Consider the following 25,725-nt stretch of genomic DNA (forward strand, 5'->3'; position numbering starts at 1 on the left):
GAATGACCCATTAAATTGGAGAATAAGCATGGACGCACCTAAATTTTGTAAACATTGCGGAAATAACCTCATATCAGATGCTTCGTTCTGTAGTCATTGCGGCGCAAAAATAGAAACAGATTCTTTTTCTCAGATACAAAAGTCATATTCCACCCAAGCAAACCATCAGAAATCCCCCGCCGTTGTTCTTATTTTCGGATTATTTTTAGGAGTTTTAGGGATTCACCGAATTTATGTAGGGAAAATATATACGGGTTTATTAATGCTCATTACCGGAGGAGGGTTTGGTATTTGGTATTTAGTCGATTTAATCCTTTTAGTGACGAACAAGTTTGAAGATAAAAACGGCAACTTGATTCAACTAACCCAAAATCCATCCCCATTTAAAAAAGTAATGATGGTGATTGGAGCAGTTTTTGCCTGGTTGTTACTCTATGTAGGAACGATATTTATAATCTTATTCTACCTGATGAGTGGCTTGACTTACCCTATTAATCAACAACTCAGTGCATTAAAGACTGGAGACATTGAAAAAGCATACTCCTATACTTCAAAGGATTTCCAGAAAACGACTTCTCTTGCTGATTTTAAAAAATTTATAAATCAGTATCCTTCATTAAAAAATAATGAGAGTACATTTTTCAACGAGCGCATCATTGAAAATAATATAGGCATTGTGAAAGGGACCCTGACTGCAAAAGATGGTGCAAAAACACCGATTGAATATCGCTTAATATGGGAAGATGGAGCATGGAAGATTTTAAATATTAAGGTAAGTTCTACAGGAGCAGGAGTAAATATAGTGCTTAACTCCTTCGCTTTATTAACGGATCCGACACCTCAGGGATCTGCATGGATCGATTTCGAAAATAAAGGTAATAAATACTCTCTTAAATATCCAAGTACCTGGGAGTATATTAAAACAGGGAAAGGAACGGTCGTCTTTAGAGGTAAAAAGGATACTAATCATACAACGATTACTATCCAAACTCTTTTGACTAAAAAAAATAAGGGTCAATACTCAACCGTTCAAGAACGTAAGCGCTCCAAGAACCACAGGCTTACAATTTACAACTTAGGGGTATAATCTAAGCCAATATTCCAAGGCAACAGTTTTTCATAATCATCAACACTGTTGCAAAGAGGAGCGTTCTTTAACAACATGACATAGTAATGATAAGGGTCGAGATTGTGTAATTTAGCCGTTCTGATGATACTGAAGTGTAAACACAAGGCCTCAGCACCTTCAACAGAGGCGCAAAACAAGAAGTTCTTTCGAGCAATGACCAAGGGTTTGATTTCTTGTTCAGTAAGATTGTTATCGATTTCCAGACGCCCATCATCTAAAAAGCGCATCAGTCCATCTCTATATTTAACACAGTAATTGAGTGCTTTCCCAAGCGGTGATTGGGGCAAAGTTGTAGGATAGACCTTATCAACCCATGTATTAAAGGCTTCCATGAGTGGTTTGGATTTTTCCTGACGCAACTGGTGACGTTGGTCTGGATTCAGTTGATTATTTTTAGCCTCACGCTCTATTTTATAAAGCTCTTTAAAAAAGCGCATGGCTTCTTTGGCAATGCCTTTGCCTTTATTAGATTGGGCAATAGGTTCAAATTTTCTGCGCGCATGCGCGTTGCAATTGACAATGTGCGCATTGCTGCTACCCACAAGTTCAAAAAAATTGTCACCATCGACATGTAAATAGCCATTGAATCCGACAAACCAATCGTAAATAAATTGTTTGTGCTCCACATCGTTGTAGTCATAAAGAATAACGGATTTATCCGGTGGTCCACCCCGAATGCAATACACATAGGATTTGGTTTCTGCTTTTCTTCCAGGCTCATGCAAGACCTGCAAGGTCGTTGCATCACAACTGGCCACATCATACTCAATCACACTGTCTTTCAACAGATTATAAATGGGACGCAGTGGTGTCATTAACTCAATGAGCCAGCGCGCCATGGTTTGGCGTGAGCAATCAATACCATGTCGTTCGCTGAGTTGTCGCTCCAGATGGTACAGTGGTTGCCTGTCATCCAGCTTGCTGACCACCAGGAATGATAAAAACTCTTCTGTTGCTTTAATTTTGGGGAGAATTTGTTTGGGCGCTGCTGCGGTTACGATTTGATTCTCGCATCCTTTAGTGCAAGCAACTACTTCACGTCGTTGCTCCACAATTTCGATGACGCAAGGTTGGTAATGCAGTAGCTCTTTGGTTTCATAACGAATCACTGTTTTGCATGCACCACAGGCACATTGCTTGTCTTCATCAGATACCGGAATAATTTCAATGCGACGGGGTAGTTCTTTCTGCGCTTTTTTATTCTTCTTTCTTGTATGGGCAGCCACTGGTGTCATTTCTTCGGTCTGCTCACCGCTTGCTTCAGCCTGAGAAAAAATGCTCTGATTATTTTCAAACAAAGACAGCTGAGGATTTTCAGGGTCAATATAACGCTCAGAGCGCTTGCCAAAACGGTGACGGCGTAGCTCCATGATTTGTGCTTTTAAAGAATCATAGGCTTCCGCGTAGTGTTCATTGCGTGCTTGAGATAGAGCAAGCTCTGCTTTTAATGCGAGTATTTCGTTACTTAATTGCTCTATTTTTTCTTCGTACATCATGTTGAAATGGCACCTGTTTGCTGAGTCAATTATATCACATTACGTTGATTTTAAAAACAAATTAATCGTTTTTTGTAAATTATTTCTAATAGAAATTCGTAGCCAATACTTCCGGCAACAATGTGTGTTTTGCAAAATCCAATCCTGAGAGCAGCCAGCTTAATTGGTCATTGGTAAGGCTCATGACCGCGTCATCGTGTTTGGGAAATTTTAGTTTTCCTTGCTCCAATCGCTTATAACAGAGCCAAAACCCATTTCGCTCCCACCACAGCATTTTTATTTTATTGGCTTGGCGGTTTCTGAAAAGAAAAATTTGCCCTGATGTGGGGTTCAACTGAAGATGGTCGGAAATCAACATCACCAGTCCATCAATTTGTCGCCTAAAATCAATAGGCTTTGGATAGAGCCATATGCTTGCATTAAATGATAAAAACATGGCTAACCCCACAAGGACAACAACATTGGCAATAAAGTCTGGTCGTGAATTTTTAGCTCATGCCCATTGTTCAATACCAAGGTGCATACTGTCTCTGGAGCTCTTTGTGTCAGCTTATTTAATTGAATCGGTACTAATTTGGATGAAGCTATTTCTTCCCGATACTTTCGCTCCCAATAGCCAAATTGATGGTAGTTTAATTGATGCTTTCGACAGTACGTTACTCGCGACAAACCACTTTCTTTTTGATGCGTTACATGCTCCATCCATCTCTGTTCTTTCGTGCCATCTGTTTCTTGGGGGGATATAATTTGTGGGGATATATTCATCGTACTCTCCTCTCTAAATTGATGTTGCAGAGTATGACGAAACGGAGATAATTATTAAATTATGTAGTTGCTGGCGCGCTTACTCAAGAACTGAAAGATGATTTAAAATCACAAATTTTTGCGAATACCACCGAACCCAAATTATTAGCTCAAGGGGAGATGGAGCTGCCCCAAAATCCCAAGAGATTTCATGGAGAATATTTAATATTTACTTATAAATATAAGAATAATGAATATAAGCAAATGTATGTAATCATTTTAAGGGACGATGAGTTAGCTTTTTATACTTGGAGCTATGCATCGTTAATAAATCAATATGATGCCGATCTTCCTATTGCTAAGGGTATGTATGAATCATGGACTATTTACTAAATCAAAGTCTATTGATTTACCCTGCATTTTAATATGTTAACTGAAGAATAGATTTCAAAATCAATATATTGAATTTTTTGAGGAATTGTATCAGGAGATGACCAATGGAATTTTTGCGGCGCAAAAGAATATTTCTCTTGATAATCGCAGTCCTGATTTGTCTTTACTTAATTCTAATGCCAAAAAAATTATCAAAAGAGCCTAAAATAAACCCACAATCAAAACCTCCAATTGAAATAAAACTACCTAAACCCGCATACACAAGTCATATCTCAATTGAGGAAGCATTGAAAAAACGTCGTTCAGTAAGACAGTATAAAAATGAAGCAATAACACTACAGCACGTTGCACAATTACTCTGGGCTTCACAAGGGGTAACCTCTAATAATGGCTTGCGTACAGCTCCTTCAGCAGGAGCTCTCTATCCATTGGAAGTATATTTAGTGAGTGGAAACATAGAAAAATTACCTCCAGGCATATACCACTACATACCCGCAAAGCATCTTTTGCAAAAGTTAAAAGAAGAGGATGTACGGAATCAACTTGCTAAAGCAGCCTGGGGACAAAAGGCTATCCAATTAGGGGCTGTCGATATTGTCATAACAGCTGAATTTTCTCGAACAATAAATAAATATGGTGATAAAGGAACATCCTTTGTTTTTATGGAAGCAGGCCATGCGGCACAAAATATTTATTTGCAATCTGTAGTAAGCGCGCCAGCAACTACATAATTTAATAATTATCTCCGTTTCGTCATACTCTGCAACATCAATTTAGAGAGGAGAGTACGATGAATATATCCCCACAAATTATATCCCCCCAAGAAACAGATGGCACGAAAGAACAGAGATGGATGGAGCATGTAACGCATCAAAAAGAAAGTGGTTTGTCGCGAGTAACGTACTGTCGAAAGCATCAATTAAACTACCATCAATTTGGCTATTGGGAGCGAAAGTATCGGGAAGAAATAGCTTCATCCAAATTAGTACCGATTCAATTAAATAAGCTGACACAAAGAGCTCCAGAGACAGTATGCACCTTGGTATTGAACAATGGGCATGAGCTAAAAATTCACGACCAGACTTTATTGCCAATGTTGTTGTCCTTGTGGGGTTAGCCATGTTTTTATCATTTAATGCAAGCATATGGCTCTATCCAAAGCCTATTGATTTTAGGCGACAAATTGATGGACTGGTGATGTTGATTTCCGACCATCTTCAGTTGAACCCCACATCAGGGCAAATTTTTCTTTTCAGAAACCGCCAAGCCAATAAAATAAAAATGCTGTGGTGGGAGCGAAATGGGTTTTGGCTCTGTTATAAGCGATTGGAGCAAGGAAAACTAAAATTTCCCAAACACGATGACGCGGTCATGAGCCTTACCAATGACCAATTAAGCTGGCTGCTCTCAGGATTGGATTTTGCAAAACACACATTGTTGCCGGAAGTATTGGCTACGAATTTCTATTAGAAATAATTTACAAAAAACGATTAATTTGTTTTTAAAATCAACGTAATGTGATATAATTGACTCAGCAAACAGGTGCCATTTCAACATGATGTACGAAGAAAAAATAGAGCAATTAAGTAACGAAATACTCGCATTAAAAGCAGAGCTTGCTCTATCTCAAGCACGCAATGAACACTACGCGGAAGCCTATGATTCTTTAAAAGCACAAATCATGGAGCTACGCCGTCACCGTTTTGGCAAGCGCTCTGAGCGTTATATTGACCCTGAAAATCCTCAGCTGTCTTTGTTTGAAAATAATCAGAGCATTTTTTCTCAGGCTGAAGCAAGCGGTGAGCAGACCGAAGAAATGACACCAGTGGCTGCCCATACAAGAAAGAAGAATAAAAAAGCGCAGAAAGAACTACCCCGTCGCATTGAAATTATTCCGGTATCTGATGAAGACAAGCAATGTGCCTGTGGTGCATGCAAAACAGTGATTCGTTATGAAACCAAAGAGCTACTGCATTACCAACCTTGCGTCATCGAAATTGTGGAGCAACGACGTGAAGTAGTTGCTTGCACTAAAGGATGCGAGAATCAAATCGTAACCGCAGCAGCGCCCAAACAAATTCTCCCCAAAATTAAAGCAACAGAAGAGTTTTTATCATTCCTGGTGGTCAGCAAGCTGGATGACAGGCAACCACTGTACCATCTGGAGCGACAACTCAGCGAACGACATGGTATTGATTGCTCACGCCAAACCATGGCGCGCTGGCTCATTGAGTTAATGACACCACTGCGTCCCATTTATAATCTGTTGAAAGACAGTGTGATTGAGTATGATGTGGCCAGTTGTGATGCAACGACCTTGCAGGTCTTGCATGAGCCTGGAAGAAAAGCAGAAACCAAATCCTATGTGTATTGCATTCGGGGTGGACCACCGGATAAATCCGTTATTCTTTATGACTACAACGATGTGGAGCACAAACAATTTATTTACGATTGGTTTGTCGGATTCAATGGCTATTTACATGTCGATGGTGACAATTTTTTTGAACTTGTGGGTAGCAGCAATGCGCACATTGTCAATTGCAACGCGCATGCGCGCAGAAAATTTGAACCTATTGCCCAATCTAATAAAGGCAAAGGCATTGCCAAAGAAGCCATGCGCTTTTTTAAAGAGCTTTATAAAATAGAGCGTGAGGCTAAAAATAATCAACTGAATCCAGACCAACGTCACCAGTTGCGTCAGGAAAAATCCAAACCACTCATGGAAGCCTTTAATACATGGGTTGATAAGGTCTATCCTACAACTTTGCCCCAATCACCGCTTGGGAAAGCACTCAATTACTGTGTTAAATATAGAGATGGACTGATGCGCTTTTTAGATGATGGGCGTCTGGAAATCGATAACAATCTTACTGAACAAGAAATCAAACCCTTGGTCATTGCTCGAAAGAACTTCTTGTTTTGCGCCTCTGTTGAAGGTGCTGAGGCCTTGTGTTTACACTTCAGTATCATCAGAACGGCTAAATTACACAATCTCGACCCTTATCATTACTATGTCATGTTGTTAAAGAACGCTCCTCTTTGCAACAGTGTTGATGATTATGAAAAACTGTTGCCTTGGAATATTGGCTTAGATTATACCCCTAAGTTGTAAATTGTAAGCCTGTGGTTCTTGGAGCGCTTACAATCTGTATCATTAAATCTTGGGACTGTATCCATAGGTGCATTTGATGGAAATCAAGTTAAAACAATCTTGGGTATCCAAGAAGAACCTTTGTATATTTTGCCAATCGGGAAAATTTAAAAAGCAGGGCCACGTTTACTAAGCGCTGATGCCTGTGTGAGGTTGGCTAATTTACTGGATAATTTGTACCCTGATGTCAAAGTAAATTTATTTTTGGTCGATCATGTACCGGGTGCCGGGAGGGCCGATGATCCCAATTCCTACATTATTCCTAAAAACGTACAAAGACTCGAGGCAGCAGTAATGTTGCATGAATATAAACCTGGTTTTGATCCTCAAGATAGAAGCAGGTATGTTTTTGCAAGCCTGCATACGACAAAAGTTGCTATAAAAGTATATCCTGGTTGGCATGGTAAAGCGATGTTGTTAACTCCAGAGGAAAAAACGAATCATGTCCCCAAATTATTACATGATGATTTGTATCGCTTTTGTCAGGAAACAGGTAGTTTGGCTAAAAACGCCCTCCGTCCCCCCTATAAGATGGTCATGAATAATCAATGGACAGAATTTCAAGATATTCCAGCTGAGTCCTTATCCCGGGAGAAACGTTTTGAATATTACAATGAGATGCGGGATTGCTGGTGGCTCTACTCGAAAGGCACTGCCTTCCACGCCCGACAAGTTCTAAGTAACCATAGGCATTATAGTCAGGATCATCGCTTATTTGTGAATCAGGAACATGGCGAATTGTTCCAGGAACTGTATCCTAAGCTATATCAAAGGTTCTATGAAGGAAAGACTATTGATGCAACAGACGTACGTAGGGAGTTAAATCAATTGTGTGAGGAACACGAAGCGTTTTACCAAAAATTTTGCAAAGTTAATCATATTAAAGAGAAAAGCCCTTTACCTCAACCACGAAAAGTAACACTCTATTTTCGTCGTCCATTGGGAGCCACTTTAGTCGATGATGAGCGTTCTTTTCTTGAGCAAGCAATAATTTCGGTAACTAATTATGAAAAACATCTCAAGGAAAATAATTCAGTCCCCATCAAATTTGCCTTAGACCGTCTACAGAACTGTTTGGATAAAACCGCCAATATGGATGACAACAGTGCAACACCAATTTTAAAAAATGAACTAATGAGAGTTGTTCTGTTTTTAAAAAATTACAATCAGCAAGAATCTTATTTATATCGCCAGTTACGTAAAGTGTGTCACTCATTCCAATATATTGAGGAGGTCATTGATTTGCTTACTGCTCATTCAGACAATAATCGTACACTTAATCCTACTCAACGAGATTATATTACAGACCTCAAAACAGAACTGAGTGCAATCAAAGATGATCCTAAACTAAATTATATGGAAAAAATGAAATTAGCTAAATCTAAAGTCAGTAGCCTTTCATTACACCTGCAATCTTCTGATGATCAAGAGTTCATGTATAATTTATCTGCAGAAAACTTTTTTCCTACTGAAAAATATACCATTCCCACACTATTAAAGTCGTTAAATGAGTTAAATGCCCCTGGCTTTTCTGAAATGAGTGTAGCGAGCGATATTGCGAAGAAATTTGAAGCTTATTATTTGCGCAATCAGTTTTGGGATAGTGTTCATAAACTCTTATCTAATGTAATTACTCTTCCACCATTTTTTTCATCAAAAAAATCAGAGTTAGCACATAACATTTTATTTGGGATTAAGAGAACTCGATGAGGCTGGTCACGGGAATGAGTTAGGGCAAATTTCAAAAATACTTGCCCAAAGGCAAAAAGAATTACACGAAAACTATAGGGAAGAAGGAAAACCTTTTTTAGGTGAGTTCGACAAAATTATGATTCAAGCACATGGTCAACTTAATCTGGAAATAAATGCTTTTCCTTTTACCGATGTTAACCCTGAAATCCCTCAAAATAGATAATATTGCTCATATTCTGTTAGAGGTCTTAAAAACAAGAGAGCATTTTTGGAAAATTCGACTTGTTTTAAAGGCCGTATCTAACCAGATCCACTAACGATGATGATTAAATATTTTTTGCTGTTCTATTTTACTTTTTCTAGCAACCAAAAAAGAACAAATTGATTAAATTAAAATCATGTAATATACTAACATGATACAAAACCAACTACATTGGGTTATCTTTGATGCCAGAGAAAGATCATTATGACACCCCCGCATGTTATTATAATATTGACCGCAAAGAAGCTGAAAAGCGTCTCATGAATATGCCCTTTGGAACCTTTTTATTGCGGCCCACTAGTCAACAAGATGCCGTTGCTGCATTGAGTATTGTGATAAGAGGAAAATCTTCGGAAATTAAGGTGCTTCATTTGTTAGTCACCCAAAATCCAGCTGATGAGCAAACGCTTACCCTACAAAATTATCCAGGCAATTTCCAAGATCTCAAAACGATGGTGTTACGACTTACCAGGGAGAGAAACTGGATTCCCTTTAATCAAATTGAAGCAGTGAAAGGAATGGACAGTCTGCGAGGCTCTTCTTTGCTGTCAATGACGTGGAAACAATTGGATCTTAATGAACAGCAAATTGAAAAAGCTCTGACATATAAGCCAATTGGAACATTTATTTTTTCCCTTGGAACAGTGAATAGCTCGCATTCTTGGGTGATGTCTCTAAAAATTAGTCAGTCTACTAATGTGAATATTGGACTTTATATTAAAAAGAATGGTTTTTGTGAAAAATCTTTAGTATTAGAAAATAGTAGGCCAGTAATTGCAATTCCCAAATCAGTTAATGAAATTATTAGTTTGAATGGTGGCCAATATTTTGCAGATGAATGTACTTATAAATACTCTAAGGGAGAACTTATAAGCCAGCCAATATTTATCGAACCATTGAAACTGAAGAAATCAACTATTGAAGGTTATATTAAGTCAATCGAAGAAGGTAATGTAGCGGAAATTAAAAGCCTCTTTAAAAATCTATCTAAAGTACAAAAACGGGCGTTACTTAAGCTCCCTTTCTACATTCATCCCTTTACTCAAGATAGAGATTTTAGCCAAGGCTACTCCTCAAAACCAATTGATTTGGCAACTGGCCAGGAAATGAAGGATTTTCTGAGTAAAGAAGAAGAGAAACTCAATAATTTGACCCAACATGCACTTATGGGACTGTTTAAGGGAAATGCGTTGTCAAAAGATGTTGCTCGCATCATTGCGAGCTATTTGGATTTTACTGATGGCTTGCATATTTCGCAAACAAGTAAAGAGATGCATAAAGATGCAACCTCTGATCCAGATGAGAATAAACCTACGTATTAAGGCAGACCTTCATCATCAGTTCCAAAAAAATTTGGAAATCGAACCGGCCCCCCCTTTATCCATTGGGGAAAGAAATTTTATTGCAAAAACCATCGGAATAAAAACCTACGCTGTCTTTATAATGTCTTGAGTCCTTTTTCAATGATAGAAAGTCCAATTTCCAAATCGTTTACATCAGTAGAAAGCGGCATAAGAAGGCGAATCACATTTCCATATCCTCCACAGCTAAGAATTACCAGTCCATGCTCCAAACAAAATCGTGTTAATCGGTCTGCTGCTACTTTATTTGGTTCTTTAGTGGTTTTATCTTCCACAAGTTCAATGGCTTGCATAACACCCAAACCACGAAAATCACCTACTATTTTATATTTTTCTTTAAATCCAGAAAGCTTGGTATGAAGTACTTTTGAAAGATGCGTGACATTTTTCAAAAGCGCTCCTTCTTCAAAGATTTTGAATACTTCTAGAGCCGCCGCACAACTCAGTGGGTTTCCTCCAAAAGTTCCTCCCAACCCACCCACCATTGCAGCATCCATCATTTCCGCTTTGCCGGTTACCGCAGCGAGCACTGTTCCACCCCCAAGCCCTTTTGCTGAGACAGTAAGGTCAGGATCAACTCCCATGGTCTTCATTGCAAATAGATTGCCAGTACGTCCGAAACCCGATTGAATTTCATCGGCAATCAACACCATGTTGTTCGCCGTGCAAAACTCTCGAAGTTTTTCTAAAAAAGAGGCTGGAAATTGTATAAATCCTCCCTCACCCAGCACGGGCTCTAAAATCACTGCCGCAACATTTTCAACACCCACTCGAAAATTAACGAGCTCAGAAAAATCATGAAAACACTCTTCGACACAATTTGCTCCCTGCCAACGATACTCATAAGGAATGGGTGCCCGATGAATTTCTGAAAGAAATGGACCAAATCCATGCTTGTAGGGTTTATTCTTTGCGGTAAGTGCCATCGCCATGTAGGTACGGCCATGATACGCATGATCAAAACAAATCACCGCTTGTTTTCCAGTATAGGCACGCGCTACTTTAATCGCATTTTCTACCGCTTCAGCACCTGAATTCAGCAGGATAGATTTTTTTTCAAAATTCCCCGGAGCATGATAGTTTAATTTTTCACACACCTTAATATAGCCTTCATAAGGAAGAATATTGAAACTCGTGTGCATGAATTTATCAGCCTGGGCCTTGAGTGCATTGACTACCGTATCGGGACAGTGTCCTGTATTCACCACACCAATTCCAGATGAGAAATCCAAAAATACATTTCCATCTACATCTTCTACAAACGAGCCTTTTGCTCGTTCCACAAAGATGGGAGTCGCGTGAAATGGACCTCGCGCAACATGTTTATGACGTTGCTCCATCAACATTTGAGATTTTGGTCCTGGTATTTGTGTTTTAATATTAATTTGATTCATTAGTACCACCCAATTGGCGCATCCTCTAGATTAATATTCACCTGCTTGACTTCAAGATAACTTTCAATTCCATATAGACCTAACTCGCGACCTGCTCCACTTTGTTTGTATCCACCCCAAGGCATTTCATTGTGGGTTGGATGGTAGTGATTGACCCAAAGAATGCCAGCACGAATTTGAGAAGTCACGCGATGAGCACGAGTAAGATCCTTAGTCCACACGGCTGCTGCTAAACCATACTCCGTATCGTTTGCAATTTGAATGGCTTCCTCTTCTGTATCAAAGGGGATGACGGCAAGTACTGGACCAAAAATTTCCTCTCGAGCGATGCGCATGGCGGGCGTCACCTCATCAAAAATAGTTGGCTCAAGAAAATTTCCTTTTGCAAAAGCTTCACCAGTAGGACGCTTGCCGCCACAAATCAATTTTGCGCCTTCATCAATTCCTATCTTGATATACTGTTCTACTTTTTCGCGGTGAGCACTGGAAACCAGTGGCCCCATTTTTACTCCACCATCTAAACCATGCCCCAACTTAATATTGGGAATTTTTTTCAACATCCCATCTACGATTTTTTTGTGAATGGAACGCTCAACAATCAAGCGGGAACCAGCAGAGCATACCTCGCCTTGATTAGCGAAAGCCCCAAAAAGAGCCCCATCAATTGCCATCTCAAGATTGCAGTCTGCAAATACGATATTGGGATTTTTTCCTCCAAGTTCTAATGTTATTCGCTTCAAATTTCCGGTAGCAGCTTGCATTATTTTTTTGCCGGTTACTGTCCCGCCGGTGAATGCCAATTTATCCACCATCGAATTGATTGCTAATTCTTCACCTACTCCCGCACCTGGACCAGTAATGAGATTCACAACGCCAGCTGGAAATCCACATTGATCAATCAGCTTAAATAACTCAAGCGCAGTGATTGGTGTCAGCTCTGATGGTTTTAATATTACGGTATTTCCTGCTGCTAGTGCTGGAGCAAGCTTCCAAGCGGCCATGAGTAGTGGGAAATTCCAGGGAATAATTTGCCCACACACCCCGATGGGCTCCCGTACCACATAACTAAAAGAATTCGCAGGAACCGACATGGTTTCGCCATGAATTTTAGTTGCGAGTCCCGCGTAAAATTCAAAACAATTGGCTGCATCGGTTACATCATACTCTGCTTCGGCCAAAGGCTTGCCGCAGTTTCGTGTTTCCAGCTCGGCTAACATTTTTGCATTGGCACGGATCAAATCGGCAACCTTGAATAAAAGTTTGCTTCGATCAAGCGCTGACGTATTTTTCCATCCACCTTCATCGAAGGCCTTACGTGCCACTTTGATTGCGAGCACAACATCTTCTTTGCCACTTTCTGGAACTGTTGCAATCAATTGGCCATTACCGGGATCAATAATATCGCGAGTAGCTCCGCTTTTTGCTGAAGTAAATTGTCCATCAATATACATTTCATAATTTTTCATCTATTGAATCCCTTTTATGGAGTGCGATAAGTTCATTGCCACTTGATTTGGTTCGGTCGTAAAAGCGCTTCATCAAATATATTACAGATAGGCGAAGACTGTAAATTAACTCCTTGTATTTATAAATAAATAAGAAGCTGCGACAAATTACGATTTCACTCAAGGGATTATTTCAGCCGCTATTCGTATTCAAGTAAAATTTAGAATGAGATGATCTTTGTGAGCTATACTTAAAATTACAATAACGTAGCTGAATGAAATTCTTTGAAATTTGTACCTCTAATAACTAAAAATAGATAACTCTATTTGGGGGAATTATGGATAAATCAGCAACTCAAATAGTATTTAATAATAAAATTCTAATTCTTGGCTTCGGAAGTATTGGTCAAGCCGTATTACCGCTTTTATTTCAATGTATTAAACTAGACCCATCTCAAATTCACATTCTATCAAAACATACTTTTGGTACCGATGTGGCCAACCATTATCGCGTCACATTCGATGAACGTGCGGTTAAAGAACATAATTACCGAGAACTTTTATCCTCTATCCTCAAGCCTGGTGATTTTTTGTTAAATTTATCCGTCGGAGTATCCACTATTGATTTAATCCAATATTGCCAAGCAAATAAAATACTCTATTTGGATGCTGCCGCTGAACCTTGGGAAGAAAGGCATAACGAAAATAATCCTCTACTCTCTAATTATGCTTTACGTGATGCGACCTTACAGCATAAAAAGCAAGGACCCACCGCTGTTTTAACCCATGGAGCGAATCCTGGATTGGTATCTCACTTTCTGAAACAAGCCTTATGGAATTTGGCAAAAGATAATAAGTGGAGTGGCGATCGCCCCCAAAAATCAGTGGAATGGGCTCAATTGGCCCATGACCTTGAGATAAAAACGATTCACATTTCGGAACATGATACGCAAATTTCCTCTCAAACAAAAAAAACGGATGAATTTATAAATACCTGGTCAGTCGATGGCTTAATTTCGGAAGCGCTTAGACCTGCTGAACTAGGCTGGGGAAGCCATGAACGTCATTGGCCTTATGATGCCAATCATCACCACTTTGGCTCAAAGTGTGGCATATATCTTAGTCAGCCAGGAGCAGAGACTCAAGTACGTACTTGGACTCCTAACTCCGGCCCTATTAATGGTTTTTTAATTACTCACGCTGAATCTTTATCTATCGCCGAATATTTAACTTTAAAAAAAGAGAGTACAGTATATTACAGGCCAACTGTTCATTATGCTTATCAGCCCTGTCCTGATGCTATTTTGTCTTTAAAAGAGCTCGTGCAAAGAAAATATGTACCTCAAAAAGAGAAACGAATTATGTTAAAAGAAATTGTTGATGGTACGGATGAACTCGGGGTTTTATTAATGGGAAATAAAAATGGAGCTTATTGGTATGGCTCTCATCTGTCCATACATGAAGCGAGAAAAATAGTTAGCCATAATAGTGCGACAAGCTTACAAGTTGCAGCTGGAGTTTTATCGGGGGTGATTTGGGCTATTAAAAATCCAGAACATGGAATTATAGAACCTGAAGATATGGACCATGAATATATTTTGAATATAGCCCTCCCTTATCTTGGCAAAGTCGATGGTTATTATACCGATTGGACTCCTCTAAAGGACAGGAGCCATGCAGATAATAAATATATGGATCAAAGTGACCCCTGGCAGTTTGTTAATATTCGAATTGATGCAGGATAGGAACGCTTTTAGGATAAATCATAAATGATGAGAAAATCCGTTTCAAATTCCAGTTTAGCCTTATTGAGCTTTTCAGCCTTGGGTATTGTTTTTGGCGATATTGGCACAAGTCCGCTTTATACCTTCAAAACCGTGTTAACCCTGATGGGGGGTACGCTCGACACCAATGCAATCCTGGGCTCTCTTTCGCTTATAGTATGGACACTGATCATGGTGACCACAATTAAATATGTCTATTTTGCCATGCGTATTGATAACGATGGCGAAGGAGGCATTTTAGCATTAATGTCATTGCTGGGTGTAAAGCTTCGTACCAGACCCCTCATTATTGCAGTGGGATTATTTGGGGCAGCACTTATCTATGGGGATGGTGCCATTACTCCAGCAATCTCTGTCCTATCCGCACTAGAAGGTTTAAATATAATTACACCGTCCTTTACTCCATATGTTCTTCCATTATCGATTGCCATTCTCATTGCGCTGTTCGCCATCCAGTTCAAAGGAACAGCTAAAATTGGGAAAATCTTTGGGCCGGTGATGGGAGCATGGTTCCTCACTCTTGGTATTTTAGGATTATGGGGTATTATTCAGCATCCTTCCGTACTGAAAGCGCTTAATCCCTCTTACAGTCTTGACTATCTACTTTCTCATGGCCTCAAAGGATTTCTCGTGTTAGGTGGCGTATTTTTATGTGTTACCGGAGCGGAAGCTCTCTATGCAGACATGGGACATTTTGGGGCGACACCAATCCGTCTTGCATGGTTGGGACTTGTATTTCCAAGTCTTGTGCTTAATTATGCGGGGCAAGCAGCATTGGTGTTAGAAGGAGTGCCATTATCCGATAATATTTTCTATCGCCTATGTCCTCCCATCGCGATCTGATCTATCCCCACGAATTATGAGTTGAAATAAAGAGCGTCTCATGATCAAATGAGCGTCATTAAGACTCATGGAAATTAAAATGTTAGCTGTAGAAACCTATCTTTATAATTCGCTTACAGAATCATGTCCTGAAATTCATATATCACGATTGAATGCAGTAATGGATGTAGCATCAGGCTTAAGACATAGCCAAAACCTTTCATTAAGTGAATTAGGGAGGAACTTGCCTGGAGATGCAAAATTAAAAAATAAGATAAAGAAAGTTGATAGGCTGGAAGGCAATAAGGCACTGCATAATGAACTTTTTTCCATTTATCAAGGGTTATCAAGCTTTGTTTTTACTTACATCTCGCAAGATACAACCTTACCTTTGATTGTAGATATTTGCTGCTTAAAAGACGACCGAGAAATTCAAATGCTCAGTGCAGAAATAGCGTTAAAAGGTAGAAGTCTTCCTCTTTATCGAGAAGTGTATAGAGATACCGAAACAAAAGGACGAGCTAAGGACTTTTTAAAAGAGTTGAGTCTTTGTTTGCCCAAAAATCGTCGAGTAATCGTAATCATGGATGCCGGTTTTTATGAAGAATGGTTTAAAGAAATAGAAGCGCTGGGCTGGTATTGGCTAAGTCGTGTAAGAGGAGTTAAATCGGTACAATTATCCGAAGAACTGGGATGGAAACTCATTAAAGAACTAATCCCTGATATTAAATCTAAAACGACACATTATGAGCATGCTCTATTAACCAAAGAGCATACAAGACCTTGTAGGGTGGTTACAACCTATCGTAAGCCTAAGGGAAGAAAGGTAAAGACATCACGAGGAAAAACCACCTCGACACTGTCTAATGGAAGTTATAGTCAAGCTAATAAAGAGCCATGGATTTTGGCTACTAATTTACCATTGGATGTAGGGCCTACTGATATTATCAATCTCTATTTTAAAAGAATGCAAATAGAAGAATCGTTTAGAGATGTTAAAAGTCATCAATTCGGACTAGCAGGACGTTATGTGCGTACTCATTCAGTAGATAGATGGGGAGTAAAAATGCTTCTTGCTGCTATTGTGCAAATTACTTATTGGGTTATTGGAGTAATTGCACATAGTCAAAATAAACAACAATACTTCCAAGCCAATACGGTCAAAGATAAGAAAATATTCTCTTATTTTACCCTGGGTAAGCTTATGATTGAGCATAATCAGCTCTGTTCCTTAGCCCCTGACCCTAGAACCTTACAAGAGATTATAGAACAGGAGCTTAACCGTGTTTGGTAATTTCGTGGGGATCTTTCAGATCGCGATGATACCCCTTGTTATATTAGCAACGATTGCCACCATTATTGCCAGTCAATCGATCATTAGCGGGACATTTTCTATGACTCGTCAAGCGATTCAGTTGGGATGGCTGCCAAGATTACGTATCACCCAGACCTCCTCTGAAGGATATGGACAGATCTATATTGGCGTTGCAAACTGGTTACTTATGATCGCAACCGTTGGTCTGATAATAGGGTTTAAAAAGTCAGATAATCTGGCGTCAGCTTATGGCGTAGCGGTATCCGCAACAATGCTTGCCACATCCGCGCTGTTGTTCATCGCTTTTCGTGAAGTATGGAATTGGAGTCTTCTGAGAACAGGAATAATTATCGGTATCTTTTTGATCATTGATAGCGCATTTTTCGCTGCTAATTTGTCAAAATTCTTGGAAGGTGGCTATGTGCCGGTTATTTTCGCTATTTTTGTATATGGGATTATGCTCATTTGGCATTCAGGAACAAAAGCTGTGTCACAACGGCTGGGTGAAGCAGTAGTTCCTATCAAAACCTTTATGAAGCATATCGCAGAAGAACAAATTGCCCGCGTGCCAGGAACCGCTGTTTTCCTAACACGGACATCCGACGATGCGCCTTCGGCATTGATCTGGCATGTCAGACAAAATCGTGCTTTGCAGAAAAAAGTTTTTATTTTAAAGATAGACACCAAGTCAATTCCTTGGGTAAAAAGCACGGAACGAATCACCTTAAAGAAAATTTATCCTAATGTCTGGCGAATTGTTGCTTCCTATGGATTTATGGAGCGTCCTAACGTACCCAGAGTGATGAGACAAGTCATGAGCAAAAATGATCTCGTTCTTAATAACATTATCTACTATGTGGGACATGCACGAATTATCTCCCGTGAGAAGGGAAAAAATAGATTGCCAACATGGGTGGGTAAGCTTTACGCCTTTATGCAGCGTAATGCATTACATGAAAGTGAATATTTTCAGCTTTCTCCGGATGCCGTTGTGGAAATTGGGAGACAAGTGGATGTTTAGACAAAGTAGTGTTGGTTCACGAATTAAAATCTGCGAGTACGGTAAGCAGATTCTTTAGCTTTAAGAGTTAGATTTGGCTGCATCGAGGCAGCTCTATTGAGACAAAAATCCCCTGCCACCTTCCTTGGTGAAGGAAATAAACTAAAATTAGACATTAGAAAACCAAGGAAAATAATCATTGGGTTCTTCTGCTTGTTCTTTTTTGGGAGCATCATCAAGATAGTGATGTTTCACTTGTTTTGAAAAAAAGCCCAGCTCCCCTCTTGCTGCTTTTTCATCTTTTGATTTTAATTGAGCAGCGTCTTTCAGTCGTTGCGCATATTTAAGTTCCACAAAGTATGCAATATCAGGATCTGAAAAATGATTTACATCAAGTTGAGCTTGAAATGCTTGTTCTTTTATCTCTCTGATTTTTTCTTGTCGTGCATCCTCACACGCACTGATAACTGCTTCAGGATGATGTTGCAAGCCCACGGTATAATATTTCCCGGTCCTTTTTTCAACACTTTCTACTAATCTATCGAATTTACCACGTCCTGATATGAGCAGACTAGCATTGTCCTGGCTCTCTTCCACATGTTGATGATGCAGGCACGTGACGTTATATTCTATACTACTTCTATCCCTATGCCTCAGCTTATAATGTAATGCATTATACAATTGACTTCCTTCTCCAACCACAACTCTACTATTATAGGTAGCATCTTGGGTTTCTTTAAACACGGTATCAAAATGCTCATAGTGGGGTTGGTGCTCCTGCTCATCTTCAGGAATATCTGCTATTTTATAACCATGATGATGCCCGACTGTTTGTTGTCCCCGACATATGCCTAAAAGAGGAATATCCCTTTTTTGGGCTAATTCCGTAAGTTCACCTTCCAGTCTCATACGCGGATCACTGGGATCATGTACTGGAACATTGGGTCCCCCGGGTAAGTAGATACCATTGATTTTACCGCTAAAAACGGGATGATTTAACCCTTCCTCGGGTGTAACCGGAACCACTTCAAGCCCTTTCCTTTGCAAGTAGTCAATCGTAAGGTCACAATAGCTAGTACCGCCTGATTTATCATAAAGTGCAATAACTTTTGGCTTTTCGTCCGCTTGCTTTAATTGCTCTTTTTTTTCCTTGTCTAAAGCGTATTCAAATTTTGGCTTTTCTTCGCTGATACTTCGTGCATTGTTAACAGACCTGAAACCCGATAAAAATTCAGAAAATTTTTGAAACATGATAGCGTACCTCAATTTAAATTTAGACAATGAGCTAAATAGGATCATTGAATATCTAAATTGTACTCTTACTGGCTTAACTAACTATTATTAGTACATATAACTTTTATTATATGCTTATAAATTTTATTTAGGCTTGTTCTTTGCATGGGCTCAAAACAAGAAAGGCTCTCTCTAGGCGATACCCGAAGATGGAACAACGAAAGGAAATTCCATAGAGACCAAGATCCCCGGCCACCTTCCTTGGTGCAGGAAATAAACTATTAATTGAACATTAGAAAGCACAAGGAAAATAATGACTGGGTTCTTGTGCTTGTTCTTTTTTGGGAGCATCATCAAGATAGTGATGTTTCACTTGTTTTGAAAAAAAGCCCAGCTCCGCTCTTGCTGCTTTTTCATCTTTTGATTTTAAACGCACTTCTCTGAGTTTTTGAGTATATTGGTGCTCTGCAATAATCGCCGCATCTGGCTCGAAAAAATTCGAAGTAAATCGGGCTTCTTCAGCTTCTTTTTCTAACTCTTTAACTTTTTCTTGTCTTGCCTCTTTACATAGGGTGATTACCGATTCAGGATGATGTTGTAAGCCCACGGTATAATATTTCCCGGTTCTTTTTTCAAGACTTTCAACTGATCTATCAAATTTACCACGTCCTGTTACAAAAAGACTGGGATTGTCCTGAGTTTCTTCTACATGTTGATGATGCAGACAAGTGACGTTATATTCTATACTACTTCTATCCTTGGGCTTCAGCTTATAGTGTAACGCATTATATAACTGACTTCCCTCTTCAACGACCACTCTGTTATTGAGGTTAGGATCTTGAGTTTTCTCATATATTTCATAGGAATGCTCATAATGCCTATCATATCCTGGGAGGTCTGTGACAGTATATCCATGATGATGTGCGACTGTTTGTTGTCCCCGACATATGCCTAAAAGAGGAATATCCCTTTTTTGGGCTAGTTCTGTAAGTTCCCCTTCAAGCCTTTTACGCGGATCACTGGGATCATCTACTGGAACATTGGGACCCCCGGGTAAATAGATACCATTGATTTTACCGCTAAAAACGGGATGACTTAACCCTTCCTCGGGTGTAACCGGAATCACGTCAAGCTCTTTCGTTTTAAAATACTCAATCGTCAGGTCACAATAGCTAGTTCCGCCTGATTGATCATAAAGGGCGACAATTTTTGGCTTTTCGTCCGCTTGCTTTAATTGTTCTTTTTCATCCCTATCCAAAGCGAATTCAAATTTTGACTTCTGCTCTCTAGTGCTTTGTGCATTGTTAAGAGTCCTGAAACCCGATAAAAATTCAGAAAATTTTTGAAACATTATAGTGTACCTCAATTTAAATTTAGACAATGAGCGAATCAGAGTCATTGAATATCCAAATTGTATTCTTATTGGCTTAACCAGCCATTATTAGTACATATAATTTTTATTATAAGCTTATAAATTTTATATAGGCTTGTTCTTTGCATGGGGTCAAAACAAGATAGGCACTCTTTAGGCGGTACCTGAAGATGGAAAAACCAATAGACGACGAGCTTTTATTAAGTAACTGAAATTTAATCAAAATTAATGACGAATCGGGCGGTACTATTCTCTATCCGCTCTTTGCCTTCCCTGGCATAAGAGGTAGGGGGTTAGAATGACTTTAGCCCCAGAGCTCAAATACAGGAGAATGCTGCGTGGTATCTACATCACAAGGCTGTGTTTCTTTTTGTTGTGACTTGTGTTCAAGAAAGCGTTTTTTAACTTGTTTTGTAAAAAAACCCATCTCTGCCCTGGCAGCTCGTTCATCTCTTGATTGCTCATGTGCTTCTCTTAGTTTTTGAGCATACTGGAGCTCTGCAATAAGCGCCGTATCTGGCTCGAAAAAATTCGCAGTAAATCGGGCTTCTTCAGCTTCTTTTTCTACCTGGGTAATTTTTTCTTTTCTTTTATCCTCACAAGAACTTATTAGCACTTCGGGATGATGTTGTACACCAAATGAAAAATATTTTCCCGTTTTTATCTCAATGCTCTCTATTGTATTATCAAATTTATTGCGTCCTGTGACTTGTATGTCAGTATGACTTGGACTTTCGGGTATATGTTGATGATGAAGGCATGTGACAGGATACTCCAGGGGCCCATTATTTTTTTCCTTAAATTCATTTTGTAATGCGGCAAACAATTGACTTCCTTTTTCTACAACAACTGTATTATTTGCATCCGGAGTACTTCCGTTATTCGCGCCGCCATAATGCTGCTCATAGTCGGGCAAATCCTCCACCGCCAAACGATTATGATGCCCAATAGCTTGTTCACCGCGACAGATACCAATAAGAGGAATATCTTTAGCGCGTGCGAGTTGGGTTAGTTGGCCTTCAAACCTTTTACGCGGATCACTTTCATCCTGAACAGGAATATCCGAACCACCAGGCAAATAAATACCGTCAATAGAATTACTTGAAAAAGTAGGATGACTTAATCCCTCTTCTGGAGAAACTCTGACAACGTCTAATCCATCTTTTTCAAAGTGCTGAATTGCCAGATCGGCGTTCACTGCCCCATCATGTTCCGCATAAAGCGCAACAATTTTAGGTTTATCTTCTGAATGTCTTAGCTGTTTCTGTTCCTCATCATTCAGTTCATATTGAAATTTCGATTTTTCTTCCTGCTTGGTTTCTGAAAATATAGAACTAATTGACGACAAACCTGATGAAATCATTCGTGAAAACATAATACACTCTCTCCATGTAATACAATTATTTTTGCAGAGAAGCTATAAATTAGCCTTTCTGCGCACAATATTAAATCATATTGAGTATAATTTCAAAAAGGAAAGCGCATTAGAGATAATCGGAAACATACAAAAACAATCCTAGGATTCTGAATTTAAAACATTTTTATTATGACTTATGCTTCAATATTGCTAATCCAAAATCCAAGGACCTCACCTAAAGGCGGCTGATTCCCGCACTGCTCGGTAAATGAGCAGGGTTTGCGCGAGGCGCTTCATCCTCTGCCTTATCTGCTGTAATGGGCAAGCCAAAAAACCGATTCTGTGCACTGTTTTTATTTGACCCATACGAACCACTACCAGCCATAATGCCACCATCAATATTATATTGGGAACCGGTGATAAACAAAGAATCATCAGACGCTAAAAAAACAGCAAGTTTGGCGACTTCACTTGCTTTTCCCATACGCTTTAATGGAATGGTATTGGTGTATTCCTCAATCCGCCGAGAGCGTTCTTCATCCTGGCCAAATTCAGAGTCCCACATTTCAGTCAAAATGGCAGCAGGCACAATGACATTGCAGCGAATCGTGTACTCCATTTTGGCACAATGCATGGCTACCGTTCTTGTAAGATTCAAAATGGCAGCCTTACTCGAAGCGTAGGCAACATGAGAAGGAATTCCTACCAGCCCCGACCGAGAACCCATATTGATAATTGAGGCATTGACGCTTTTTTTCAAAAGTGGCATCAGCGTTTTACATCCAAGAAATGTTCCGTCCAAGTTAACCGTATGCACCATTCGCCAATCCTCAAGAGAGCAATTTTCTATATCTTGGGATTTATCCGATTTGGGAGCAGAATCGATACCGGCATTATTCACTAAAACATCAAGCCTTTGATATTTTTTTCCAATAAAAGTTGCAACCTCTTGCCAATTTTGTTCAGAACAAACATCCAGGGTTAGATAATCGCTTGCCCCTATTGATTGGGCAAATTTCTCTCCCTCCACGGTTGCGAGTCTGCCGGTAACAATGACTGTGGCACCTTTCTTACAAAATAGCTCAGCAATTGCAAGACCAATTGATTTGGTGCTGCCAGTAATTAAGACAATTTTATTCTTTAATTTTCCCATCTCGCTCATTCGATAATTGGTTTTATTAGGTGTACAACTTATTAACGATAGAACATTGACTCCTCAACCACAATACAAAGCGATCCCCGGCATTTGCTGCCCCCTCTCAAACTCCAGCGTATTTGGTTGAATTTAAAAAAATGAGGTATATTGTTCCATCATTTCAATAAAAAAATATCCGTTTAAAAGGTGCTTTGATGAACATTACGGAGATTCAGATTGCGCAATTGACTATTCCATTAACACGCCCATTTATCACAGCCGTAAGACGTACCGAATGTGTTGAGGATGTGGTGGTAATCATTAAAACCGATAAGGGCAATCTGGGTTATGGTTCAGCTGCGTCAACTCCAGCCATCACTGGAGACAGTACGGAATCAATTATTAGTGCAATTAAATCCATTCTGGGTCCGCAGTTAATTGGACGAAGTATTTCTGAATTGAATTTATTACTTCAAATGAATCAACAGGCCATCCCAGGTAATACTTCTGCAAAGGCGGCCATTGACATTGCCTTGCATGATTTGTTTGCTCAATATTGCGGCTTACCCCTTTATAAATTGCTGGGGGGGAATACGAACAGCATGAACTCATGTATTACTATAAGCGTTAAAGAGGTTGACGGGATGGTGCATGATGCAATCAACCTGGTCAATCAAGGGCACCAAACTATAAAAATAAAATTAGGATTAAATCCACTTGAAGACATCCGACGCGCTCATGCGATTCGCCAGGCTGTAGGCGACTCGATCACATTACTTGTCGATGCCAATCAGGGATGGTCTTATGAAGAGGCCATCAAGGTTATTGACTCATTGAAACAGCAACATTTGAATATCCCTTTGATAGAACAACCAATTAATGCCCAGGATCTCGTGCACTTAAAGGCCCTTAGCGAACAGGTTGATTGTCTTATTATTGCCGACGAGGCCTGTTTTTCCCCCGAAGATACACTGAATATTGCAAAAATGAATGCCTGTGATGGCATCAACATTAAGTTGATGAAATCCGGAGGTATTGAGAATGCCCAAGCGATTTACTCTATTGCAAAAACGGCACAAATGAAAATAATGGTCGGATGTATGCTGGAATCCCCTATTGGCGTTGCAGCGATAACCAGTTTTGCTTTAAGTAAACCGGATATCTCCTATGCAGACCTTGATCCCATTTATTTGATTCGTGACAATTATATTGCAGGCGGGGCACAGCGCCTTGGTAATAAAATTATTTTGTCAGATAAACCAGGTTTGGGAATTGAAGGGATTACCCAAGGATTAAATAAGATTGGAGTGATCCGTTAATGTCTTATTCCATTCAGTTGGCCAGTTTATCCATTATTGTCCTTTATGTTGTGATGTTATTTCGCAATGTTAATCCTTTAATCGCAACGGCACTCTGTGTGGGATTGGGCTATTTGTGGAATCTGAGCAACCCAATTGCTATCGGGAATTCTCTGGCGGGTGCGTTAGGATCATTCATGGCGTTAGTTGGTTTTATTATCATGCTAGGCCATGGCCTAGGCGAGATCTTAACGCATACTCAGGTCAGTCATACTTTGGTGCACCAAATTGTTTATGGGATTGGAATCAATACTCAGCGACGGGCTAAAATTGGCATTGTGCTTTCCTCTTTTATCATTGTCGGCTTACTTGGCACCTTGGCAGGAGGATTAGCTATTTTGGCCCCCAGTTTACGTCCTATTGCAGGTTCAGTTGGATTATCACGCCCCAGTTTGGCTGTATTAATGCAGGCTTCGGCTGAAGAAGCGTTAATTATTGGGCCTTTTGCCCCTCCAGTAGTGGCTTTACTGGGTATTACCGGGCTCAACTATGCGTCTGTACTTATTTATGCATCGCTTCCCATTGCCATGATTACTTTAATTACTACTTGGGTTATGGCGAATCGATTGCAACGACAGTATGCGAATGAATCGTGCGAAGAAGAGGATACCTCAGAACCCTTTGCCCCCAATAAACGACAAAAGCGCACCACTTCGCTTTTTTTGATCTCCTTTATACTGTGTGTCGTGTATGGATTATTGACTCAAGCAAAAACTCCCTACGTTATTTTTGTCATGTTATTTCTGGCACTTATTACTGGATTGACAAGCAAATTAAGCTTAAATCAAACTTTTAAATTGTTAATTACTGGAATGCAAAAAAGCCTGCATCTCTTCTTTTTGTTTATTTTATTTGATCCTTTTATGATTTTGATTCATCAGGCGGGAGGATTTAGTGCCTTAACCGAACTATTAACCCCATTAATTCATTTAGGTGGAAAACCAGTATTAACGATGTTAATTGGTTTCACTGGGGCTTTTGGCATGCCTGGCGCTGCTGAAGCAACCATTAAAATGCTGCATCAGCTTTTTTTCCCCAGTGTGCTTCAGATGCAATTACCCATGATCACATTCGCTTTAGCCATGATTTTCGCCACCCGTGTTACTAATTATGCCTATCCTGGTGCGAATATGTTTGCCGCAATGGGTTTTGCTGGGAGCGAGAATATCAAAGCAATGATACAAAACGGACTCATCGTAACCGCAGTACAAATCTTATTCCTGATTGGGTATAGTTTATTTCTATAATTCTGTACGCAAAATGGCAGAACAGACCTTTTAAA

The 25,725-nt window shown here is 39.6% G+C and carries 24 protein-coding genes; 15 read left to right on the forward strand and 9 right to left on the reverse strand.

Going from position 1 to position 25,725, the window contains the following annotated elements:
* The first annotated feature begins 28 nt into the window (after positions 1-28).
* Positions 29-1,087, forward strand: a complete 1,059-nt coding sequence (locus OQJ26_RS09185; protein ID WP_265703560.1) for a DUF4864 domain-containing protein — start codon at positions 29-31, stop codon at positions 1,085-1,087.
* Here the strand turns inward: OQJ26_RS09185 and tnpC (OQJ26_RS09190) are convergent.
* From tnpC (OQJ26_RS09190) to tnpA (OQJ26_RS09200), 3 genes are all read right to left on the reverse strand, one after another.
* Positions 1,069-2,625 (reverse strand): IS66 family transposase, encoded by a 1,557-nt coding sequence (gene tnpC, locus OQJ26_RS09190; RefSeq protein WP_265702303.1) that lies wholly within the window; start codon positions 2,623-2,625, stop codon positions 1,069-1,071. The two genes, OQJ26_RS09185 and tnpC (OQJ26_RS09190), sit on opposite strands and share 19 nt — an antisense overlap.
* Positions 2,626-2,710: 85 nt before the next feature.
* A complete protein-coding gene (tnpB, locus tag OQJ26_RS09195) occupies positions 2,711-3,061 on the reverse strand; it encodes an IS66 family insertion sequence element accessory protein TnpB (RefSeq protein WP_265702305.1) in 351 nt (116 codons plus the stop codon).
* 2 nt (positions 3,062-3,063) lie between these two features.
* Complete coding sequence (tnpA, locus tag OQJ26_RS09200) at positions 3,064-3,390, reverse strand: IS66 family insertion sequence element accessory protein TnpA (RefSeq protein WP_265702306.1); 327 nt, start codon at positions 3,388-3,390, stop codon at positions 3,064-3,066.
* A 476-nt stretch (positions 3,391-3,866) separates the two neighbouring features.
* Between tnpA (OQJ26_RS09200) and OQJ26_RS09205 the strand changes: the two genes are divergently transcribed.
* The 8 genes from OQJ26_RS09205 (at position 3,867) to OQJ26_RS09235 (ending at position 10,189) form a co-directional block, all read left to right on the forward strand.
* The gene (locus OQJ26_RS09205) at positions 3,867-4,493 is read left to right on the forward strand and encodes a SagB/ThcOx family dehydrogenase (protein WP_265703561.1); all 627 of its coding nucleotides are present in this window, start codon (positions 3,867-3,869) and stop codon (positions 4,491-4,493) included.
* A 59-nt stretch (positions 4,494-4,552) separates the two neighbouring features.
* Entirely contained in the window at positions 4,553-4,879 is a 327-nt protein-coding gene (tnpA, locus tag OQJ26_RS09210; protein ID WP_265702306.1) for an IS66 family insertion sequence element accessory protein TnpA, read from the forward strand.
* 2 nt (positions 4,880-4,881) lie between these two features.
* Positions 4,882-5,232 (forward strand): IS66 family insertion sequence element accessory protein TnpB, encoded by a 351-nt coding sequence (tnpB, locus tag OQJ26_RS09215; protein WP_265702305.1) that lies wholly within the window; start codon positions 4,882-4,884, stop codon positions 5,230-5,232.
* Between the two features lie 85 nt (positions 5,233-5,317).
* On the forward strand, positions 5,318-6,874 hold the full coding sequence (tnpC, locus tag OQJ26_RS09220) for an IS66 family transposase (RefSeq protein ID WP_265702303.1): 1,557 nt from the start codon (positions 5,318-5,320) through the stop codon (positions 6,872-6,874).
* 18 nt (positions 6,875-6,892) lie between these two features.
* Positions 6,893-7,024 (forward strand): nitroreductase family protein, encoded by a 132-nt coding sequence (locus OQJ26_RS19445; protein WP_416209953.1) that lies wholly within the window; start codon positions 6,893-6,895, stop codon positions 7,022-7,024.
* Between the two features lie 36 nt (positions 7,025-7,060).
* Positions 7,061-8,623, forward strand: coding sequence for a DUF5621 domain-containing protein (locus OQJ26_RS09225; RefSeq protein ID WP_265703562.1), 1,563 nt, complete (start codon positions 7,061-7,063; stop codon positions 8,621-8,623).
* Entirely contained in the window at positions 8,601-8,828 is a 228-nt protein-coding gene (locus OQJ26_RS09230; RefSeq protein ID WP_265703563.1) for a hypothetical protein, read from the forward strand. The genes OQJ26_RS09225 and OQJ26_RS09230 overlap by 23 nt, the downstream gene beginning before the upstream one ends.
* A 224-nt stretch (positions 8,829-9,052) precedes the next feature.
* Positions 9,053-10,189 (forward strand): SH2 domain-containing protein, encoded by a 1,137-nt coding sequence (locus OQJ26_RS09235; RefSeq protein WP_265703564.1) that lies wholly within the window; start codon positions 9,053-9,055, stop codon positions 10,187-10,189.
* Positions 10,190-10,305: 116 nt separating this feature from the next.
* On the opposite strand, the gene gabT is transcribed toward OQJ26_RS09235, so the two are convergent.
* Positions 10,306-11,622, reverse strand: a complete 1,317-nt coding sequence (gene gabT, locus OQJ26_RS09240) for a 4-aminobutyrate--2-oxoglutarate transaminase (RefSeq protein ID WP_265703565.1) — start codon at positions 11,620-11,622, stop codon at positions 10,306-10,308.
* Entirely contained in the window at positions 11,622-13,088 is a 1,467-nt protein-coding gene (locus OQJ26_RS09245; protein ID WP_265703566.1) for an aldehyde dehydrogenase family protein, read from the reverse strand. Before OQJ26_RS09245 ends, gabT begins: the two co-directional genes overlap by 1 nt.
* Before the next feature lie 317 nt (positions 13,089-13,405).
* Between OQJ26_RS09245 and OQJ26_RS09250 the strand changes: the two genes are divergently transcribed.
* The 4 genes from OQJ26_RS09250 (at position 13,406) to OQJ26_RS09265 (ending at position 18,009) form a co-directional block, all read left to right on the forward strand.
* Positions 13,406-14,812: a saccharopine dehydrogenase C-terminal domain-containing protein gene (locus OQJ26_RS09250; protein WP_265703567.1), complete on the forward strand. Its 1,407-nt coding sequence runs from the start codon at positions 13,406-13,408 to the stop codon at positions 14,810-14,812.
* Between the two features lie 24 nt (positions 14,813-14,836).
* Entirely contained in the window at positions 14,837-15,694 is an 858-nt protein-coding gene (locus OQJ26_RS09255; RefSeq protein ID WP_265703568.1) for a KUP/HAK/KT family potassium transporter, read from the forward strand.
* A 67-nt stretch (positions 15,695-15,761) separates the two neighbouring features.
* Positions 15,762-16,967, forward strand: a complete 1,206-nt coding sequence (locus OQJ26_RS09260) for an IS4 family transposase (protein ID WP_265702028.1) — start codon at positions 15,762-15,764, stop codon at positions 16,965-16,967.
* Positions 16,957-18,009: a KUP/HAK/KT family potassium transporter gene (locus tag OQJ26_RS09265; RefSeq protein ID WP_265703569.1), complete on the forward strand. Its 1,053-nt coding sequence runs from the start codon at positions 16,957-16,959 to the stop codon at positions 18,007-18,009. The genes OQJ26_RS09260 and OQJ26_RS09265 overlap by 11 nt, the downstream gene beginning before the upstream one ends.
* Positions 18,010-18,156: 147 nt before the next feature.
* Here the strand turns inward: OQJ26_RS09265 and OQJ26_RS09270 are convergent, their stop codons facing one another.
* The 4 genes from OQJ26_RS09270 to OQJ26_RS09285 form a co-directional block, all read right to left on the reverse strand.
* The gene (locus tag OQJ26_RS09270) at positions 18,157-19,239 is read right to left on the reverse strand and encodes a gamma-glutamyl-gamma-aminobutyrate hydrolase family protein (RefSeq protein WP_265703570.1); all 1,083 of its coding nucleotides are present in this window, start codon (positions 19,237-19,239) and stop codon (positions 18,157-18,159) included.
* A gap of 274 nt (positions 19,240-19,513) precedes the next feature.
* Positions 19,514-20,572 carry a gamma-glutamyl-gamma-aminobutyrate hydrolase family protein gene (locus OQJ26_RS09275; protein WP_265703571.1) on the reverse strand — a complete coding sequence of 353 codons (1,059 nt, stop codon included), beginning with the start codon at positions 20,570-20,572 and terminating at the stop codon, positions 19,514-19,516.
* A 325-nt stretch (positions 20,573-20,897) separates the two neighbouring features.
* The gene (locus OQJ26_RS09280; protein WP_265703572.1) at positions 20,898-21,968 is read right to left on the reverse strand and encodes a gamma-glutamyl-gamma-aminobutyrate hydrolase family protein; all 1,071 of its coding nucleotides are present in this window, start codon (positions 21,966-21,968) and stop codon (positions 20,898-20,900) included.
* Between the two features lie 217 nt (positions 21,969-22,185).
* Positions 22,186-23,103: an SDR family NAD(P)-dependent oxidoreductase gene (locus OQJ26_RS09285; RefSeq protein WP_265703573.1), complete on the reverse strand. Its 918-nt coding sequence runs from the start codon at positions 23,101-23,103 to the stop codon at positions 22,186-22,188.
* A 197-nt stretch (positions 23,104-23,300) separates the two neighbouring features.
* Here OQJ26_RS09285 and OQJ26_RS09290 point away from each other — a divergent pair, with 197 nt between their 5' ends.
* A complete protein-coding gene (locus OQJ26_RS09290; protein WP_265703574.1) occupies positions 23,301-24,404 on the forward strand; it encodes a dipeptide epimerase in 1,104 nt (367 codons plus the stop codon).
* On the forward strand, positions 24,404-25,690 hold the full coding sequence (locus OQJ26_RS09295) for a GntT/GntP/DsdX family permease (RefSeq protein ID WP_265703575.1): 1,287 nt from the start codon (positions 24,404-24,406) through the stop codon (positions 25,688-25,690). Before OQJ26_RS09290 ends, OQJ26_RS09295 begins: the two co-directional genes overlap by 1 nt.
* The last annotated feature ends 35 nt before the right edge of the window (positions 25,691-25,725 follow it).

The sequence above is a fragment of the Legionella sheltonii genome (assembly GCF_026191355.1).
Taxonomy (GTDB): Bacteria; Pseudomonadota; Gammaproteobacteria; order Legionellales; family Legionellaceae; genus Legionella; species Legionella sheltonii.

What these genes read in the sequence shown, in the direction of transcription:
- OQJ26_RS09185 (WP_265703560.1), top strand. Translation starts at nt 29, where the DNA reads ATGGACGCACCTAAATTTTGTAAACATTGCGGAAATAACCTCATATCA.
- tnpC (WP_265702303.1), bottom strand. Translation starts at nt 2,625, where the DNA reads ATGATGTACGAAGAAAAAATAGAGCAATTAAGTAACGAAATACTCGCA.
- tnpB (WP_265702305.1), bottom strand. Translation starts at nt 3,061, where the DNA reads ATGTTTTTATCATTTAATGCAAGCATATGGCTCTATCCAAAGCCTATT.
- tnpA (WP_265702306.1), bottom strand. Translation starts at nt 3,390, where the DNA reads ATGAATATATCCCCACAAATTATATCCCCCCAAGAAACAGATGGCACG.
- OQJ26_RS09205 (WP_265703561.1), top strand. Translation starts at nt 3,867, where the DNA reads ATGGAATTTTTGCGGCGCAAAAGAATATTTCTCTTGATAATCGCAGTC.
- tnpA (WP_265702306.1), top strand. Translation starts at nt 4,553, where the DNA reads ATGAATATATCCCCACAAATTATATCCCCCCAAGAAACAGATGGCACG.
- tnpB (WP_265702305.1), top strand. Translation starts at nt 4,882, where the DNA reads ATGTTTTTATCATTTAATGCAAGCATATGGCTCTATCCAAAGCCTATT.
- tnpC (WP_265702303.1), top strand. Translation starts at nt 5,318, where the DNA reads ATGATGTACGAAGAAAAAATAGAGCAATTAAGTAACGAAATACTCGCA.
- OQJ26_RS09235 (WP_265703564.1), top strand. Translation starts at nt 9,053, where the DNA reads ATGCCAGAGAAAGATCATTATGACACCCCCGCATGTTATTATAATATT.
- gabT (WP_265703565.1), bottom strand. Translation starts at nt 11,622, where the DNA reads ATGAATCAAATTAATATTAAAACACAAATACCAGGACCAAAATCTCAA.
- OQJ26_RS09245 (WP_265703566.1), bottom strand. Translation starts at nt 13,088, where the DNA reads ATGAAAAATTATGAAATGTATATTGATGGACAATTTACTTCAGCAAAA.
- OQJ26_RS09250 (WP_265703567.1), top strand. Translation starts at nt 13,406, where the DNA reads ATGGATAAATCAGCAACTCAAATAGTATTTAATAATAAAATTCTAATT.
- OQJ26_RS09255 (WP_265703568.1), top strand. Translation starts at nt 14,837, where the DNA reads ATGATGAGAAAATCCGTTTCAAATTCCAGTTTAGCCTTATTGAGCTTT.
- OQJ26_RS09260 (WP_265702028.1), top strand. Translation starts at nt 15,762, where the DNA reads ATGGAAATTAAAATGTTAGCTGTAGAAACCTATCTTTATAATTCGCTT.
- OQJ26_RS09270 (WP_265703570.1), bottom strand. Translation starts at nt 19,239, where the DNA reads ATGTTTCAAAAATTTTCTGAATTTTTATCGGGTTTCAGGTCTGTTAAC.
- OQJ26_RS09275 (WP_265703571.1), bottom strand. Translation starts at nt 20,572, where the DNA reads ATGTTTCAAAAATTTTCTGAATTTTTATCGGGTTTCAGGACTCTTAAC.
- OQJ26_RS09280 (WP_265703572.1), bottom strand. Translation starts at nt 21,968, where the DNA reads ATGTTTTCACGAATGATTTCATCAGGTTTGTCGTCAATTAGTTCTATA.
- OQJ26_RS09285 (WP_265703573.1), bottom strand. Translation starts at nt 23,103, where the DNA reads ATGGGAAAATTAAAGAATAAAATTGTCTTAATTACTGGCAGCACCAAA.
- OQJ26_RS09290 (WP_265703574.1), top strand. Translation starts at nt 23,301, where the DNA reads ATGAACATTACGGAGATTCAGATTGCGCAATTGACTATTCCATTAACA.
- OQJ26_RS09295 (WP_265703575.1), top strand. Translation starts at nt 24,404, where the DNA reads ATGTCTTATTCCATTCAGTTGGCCAGTTTATCCATTATTGTCCTTTAT.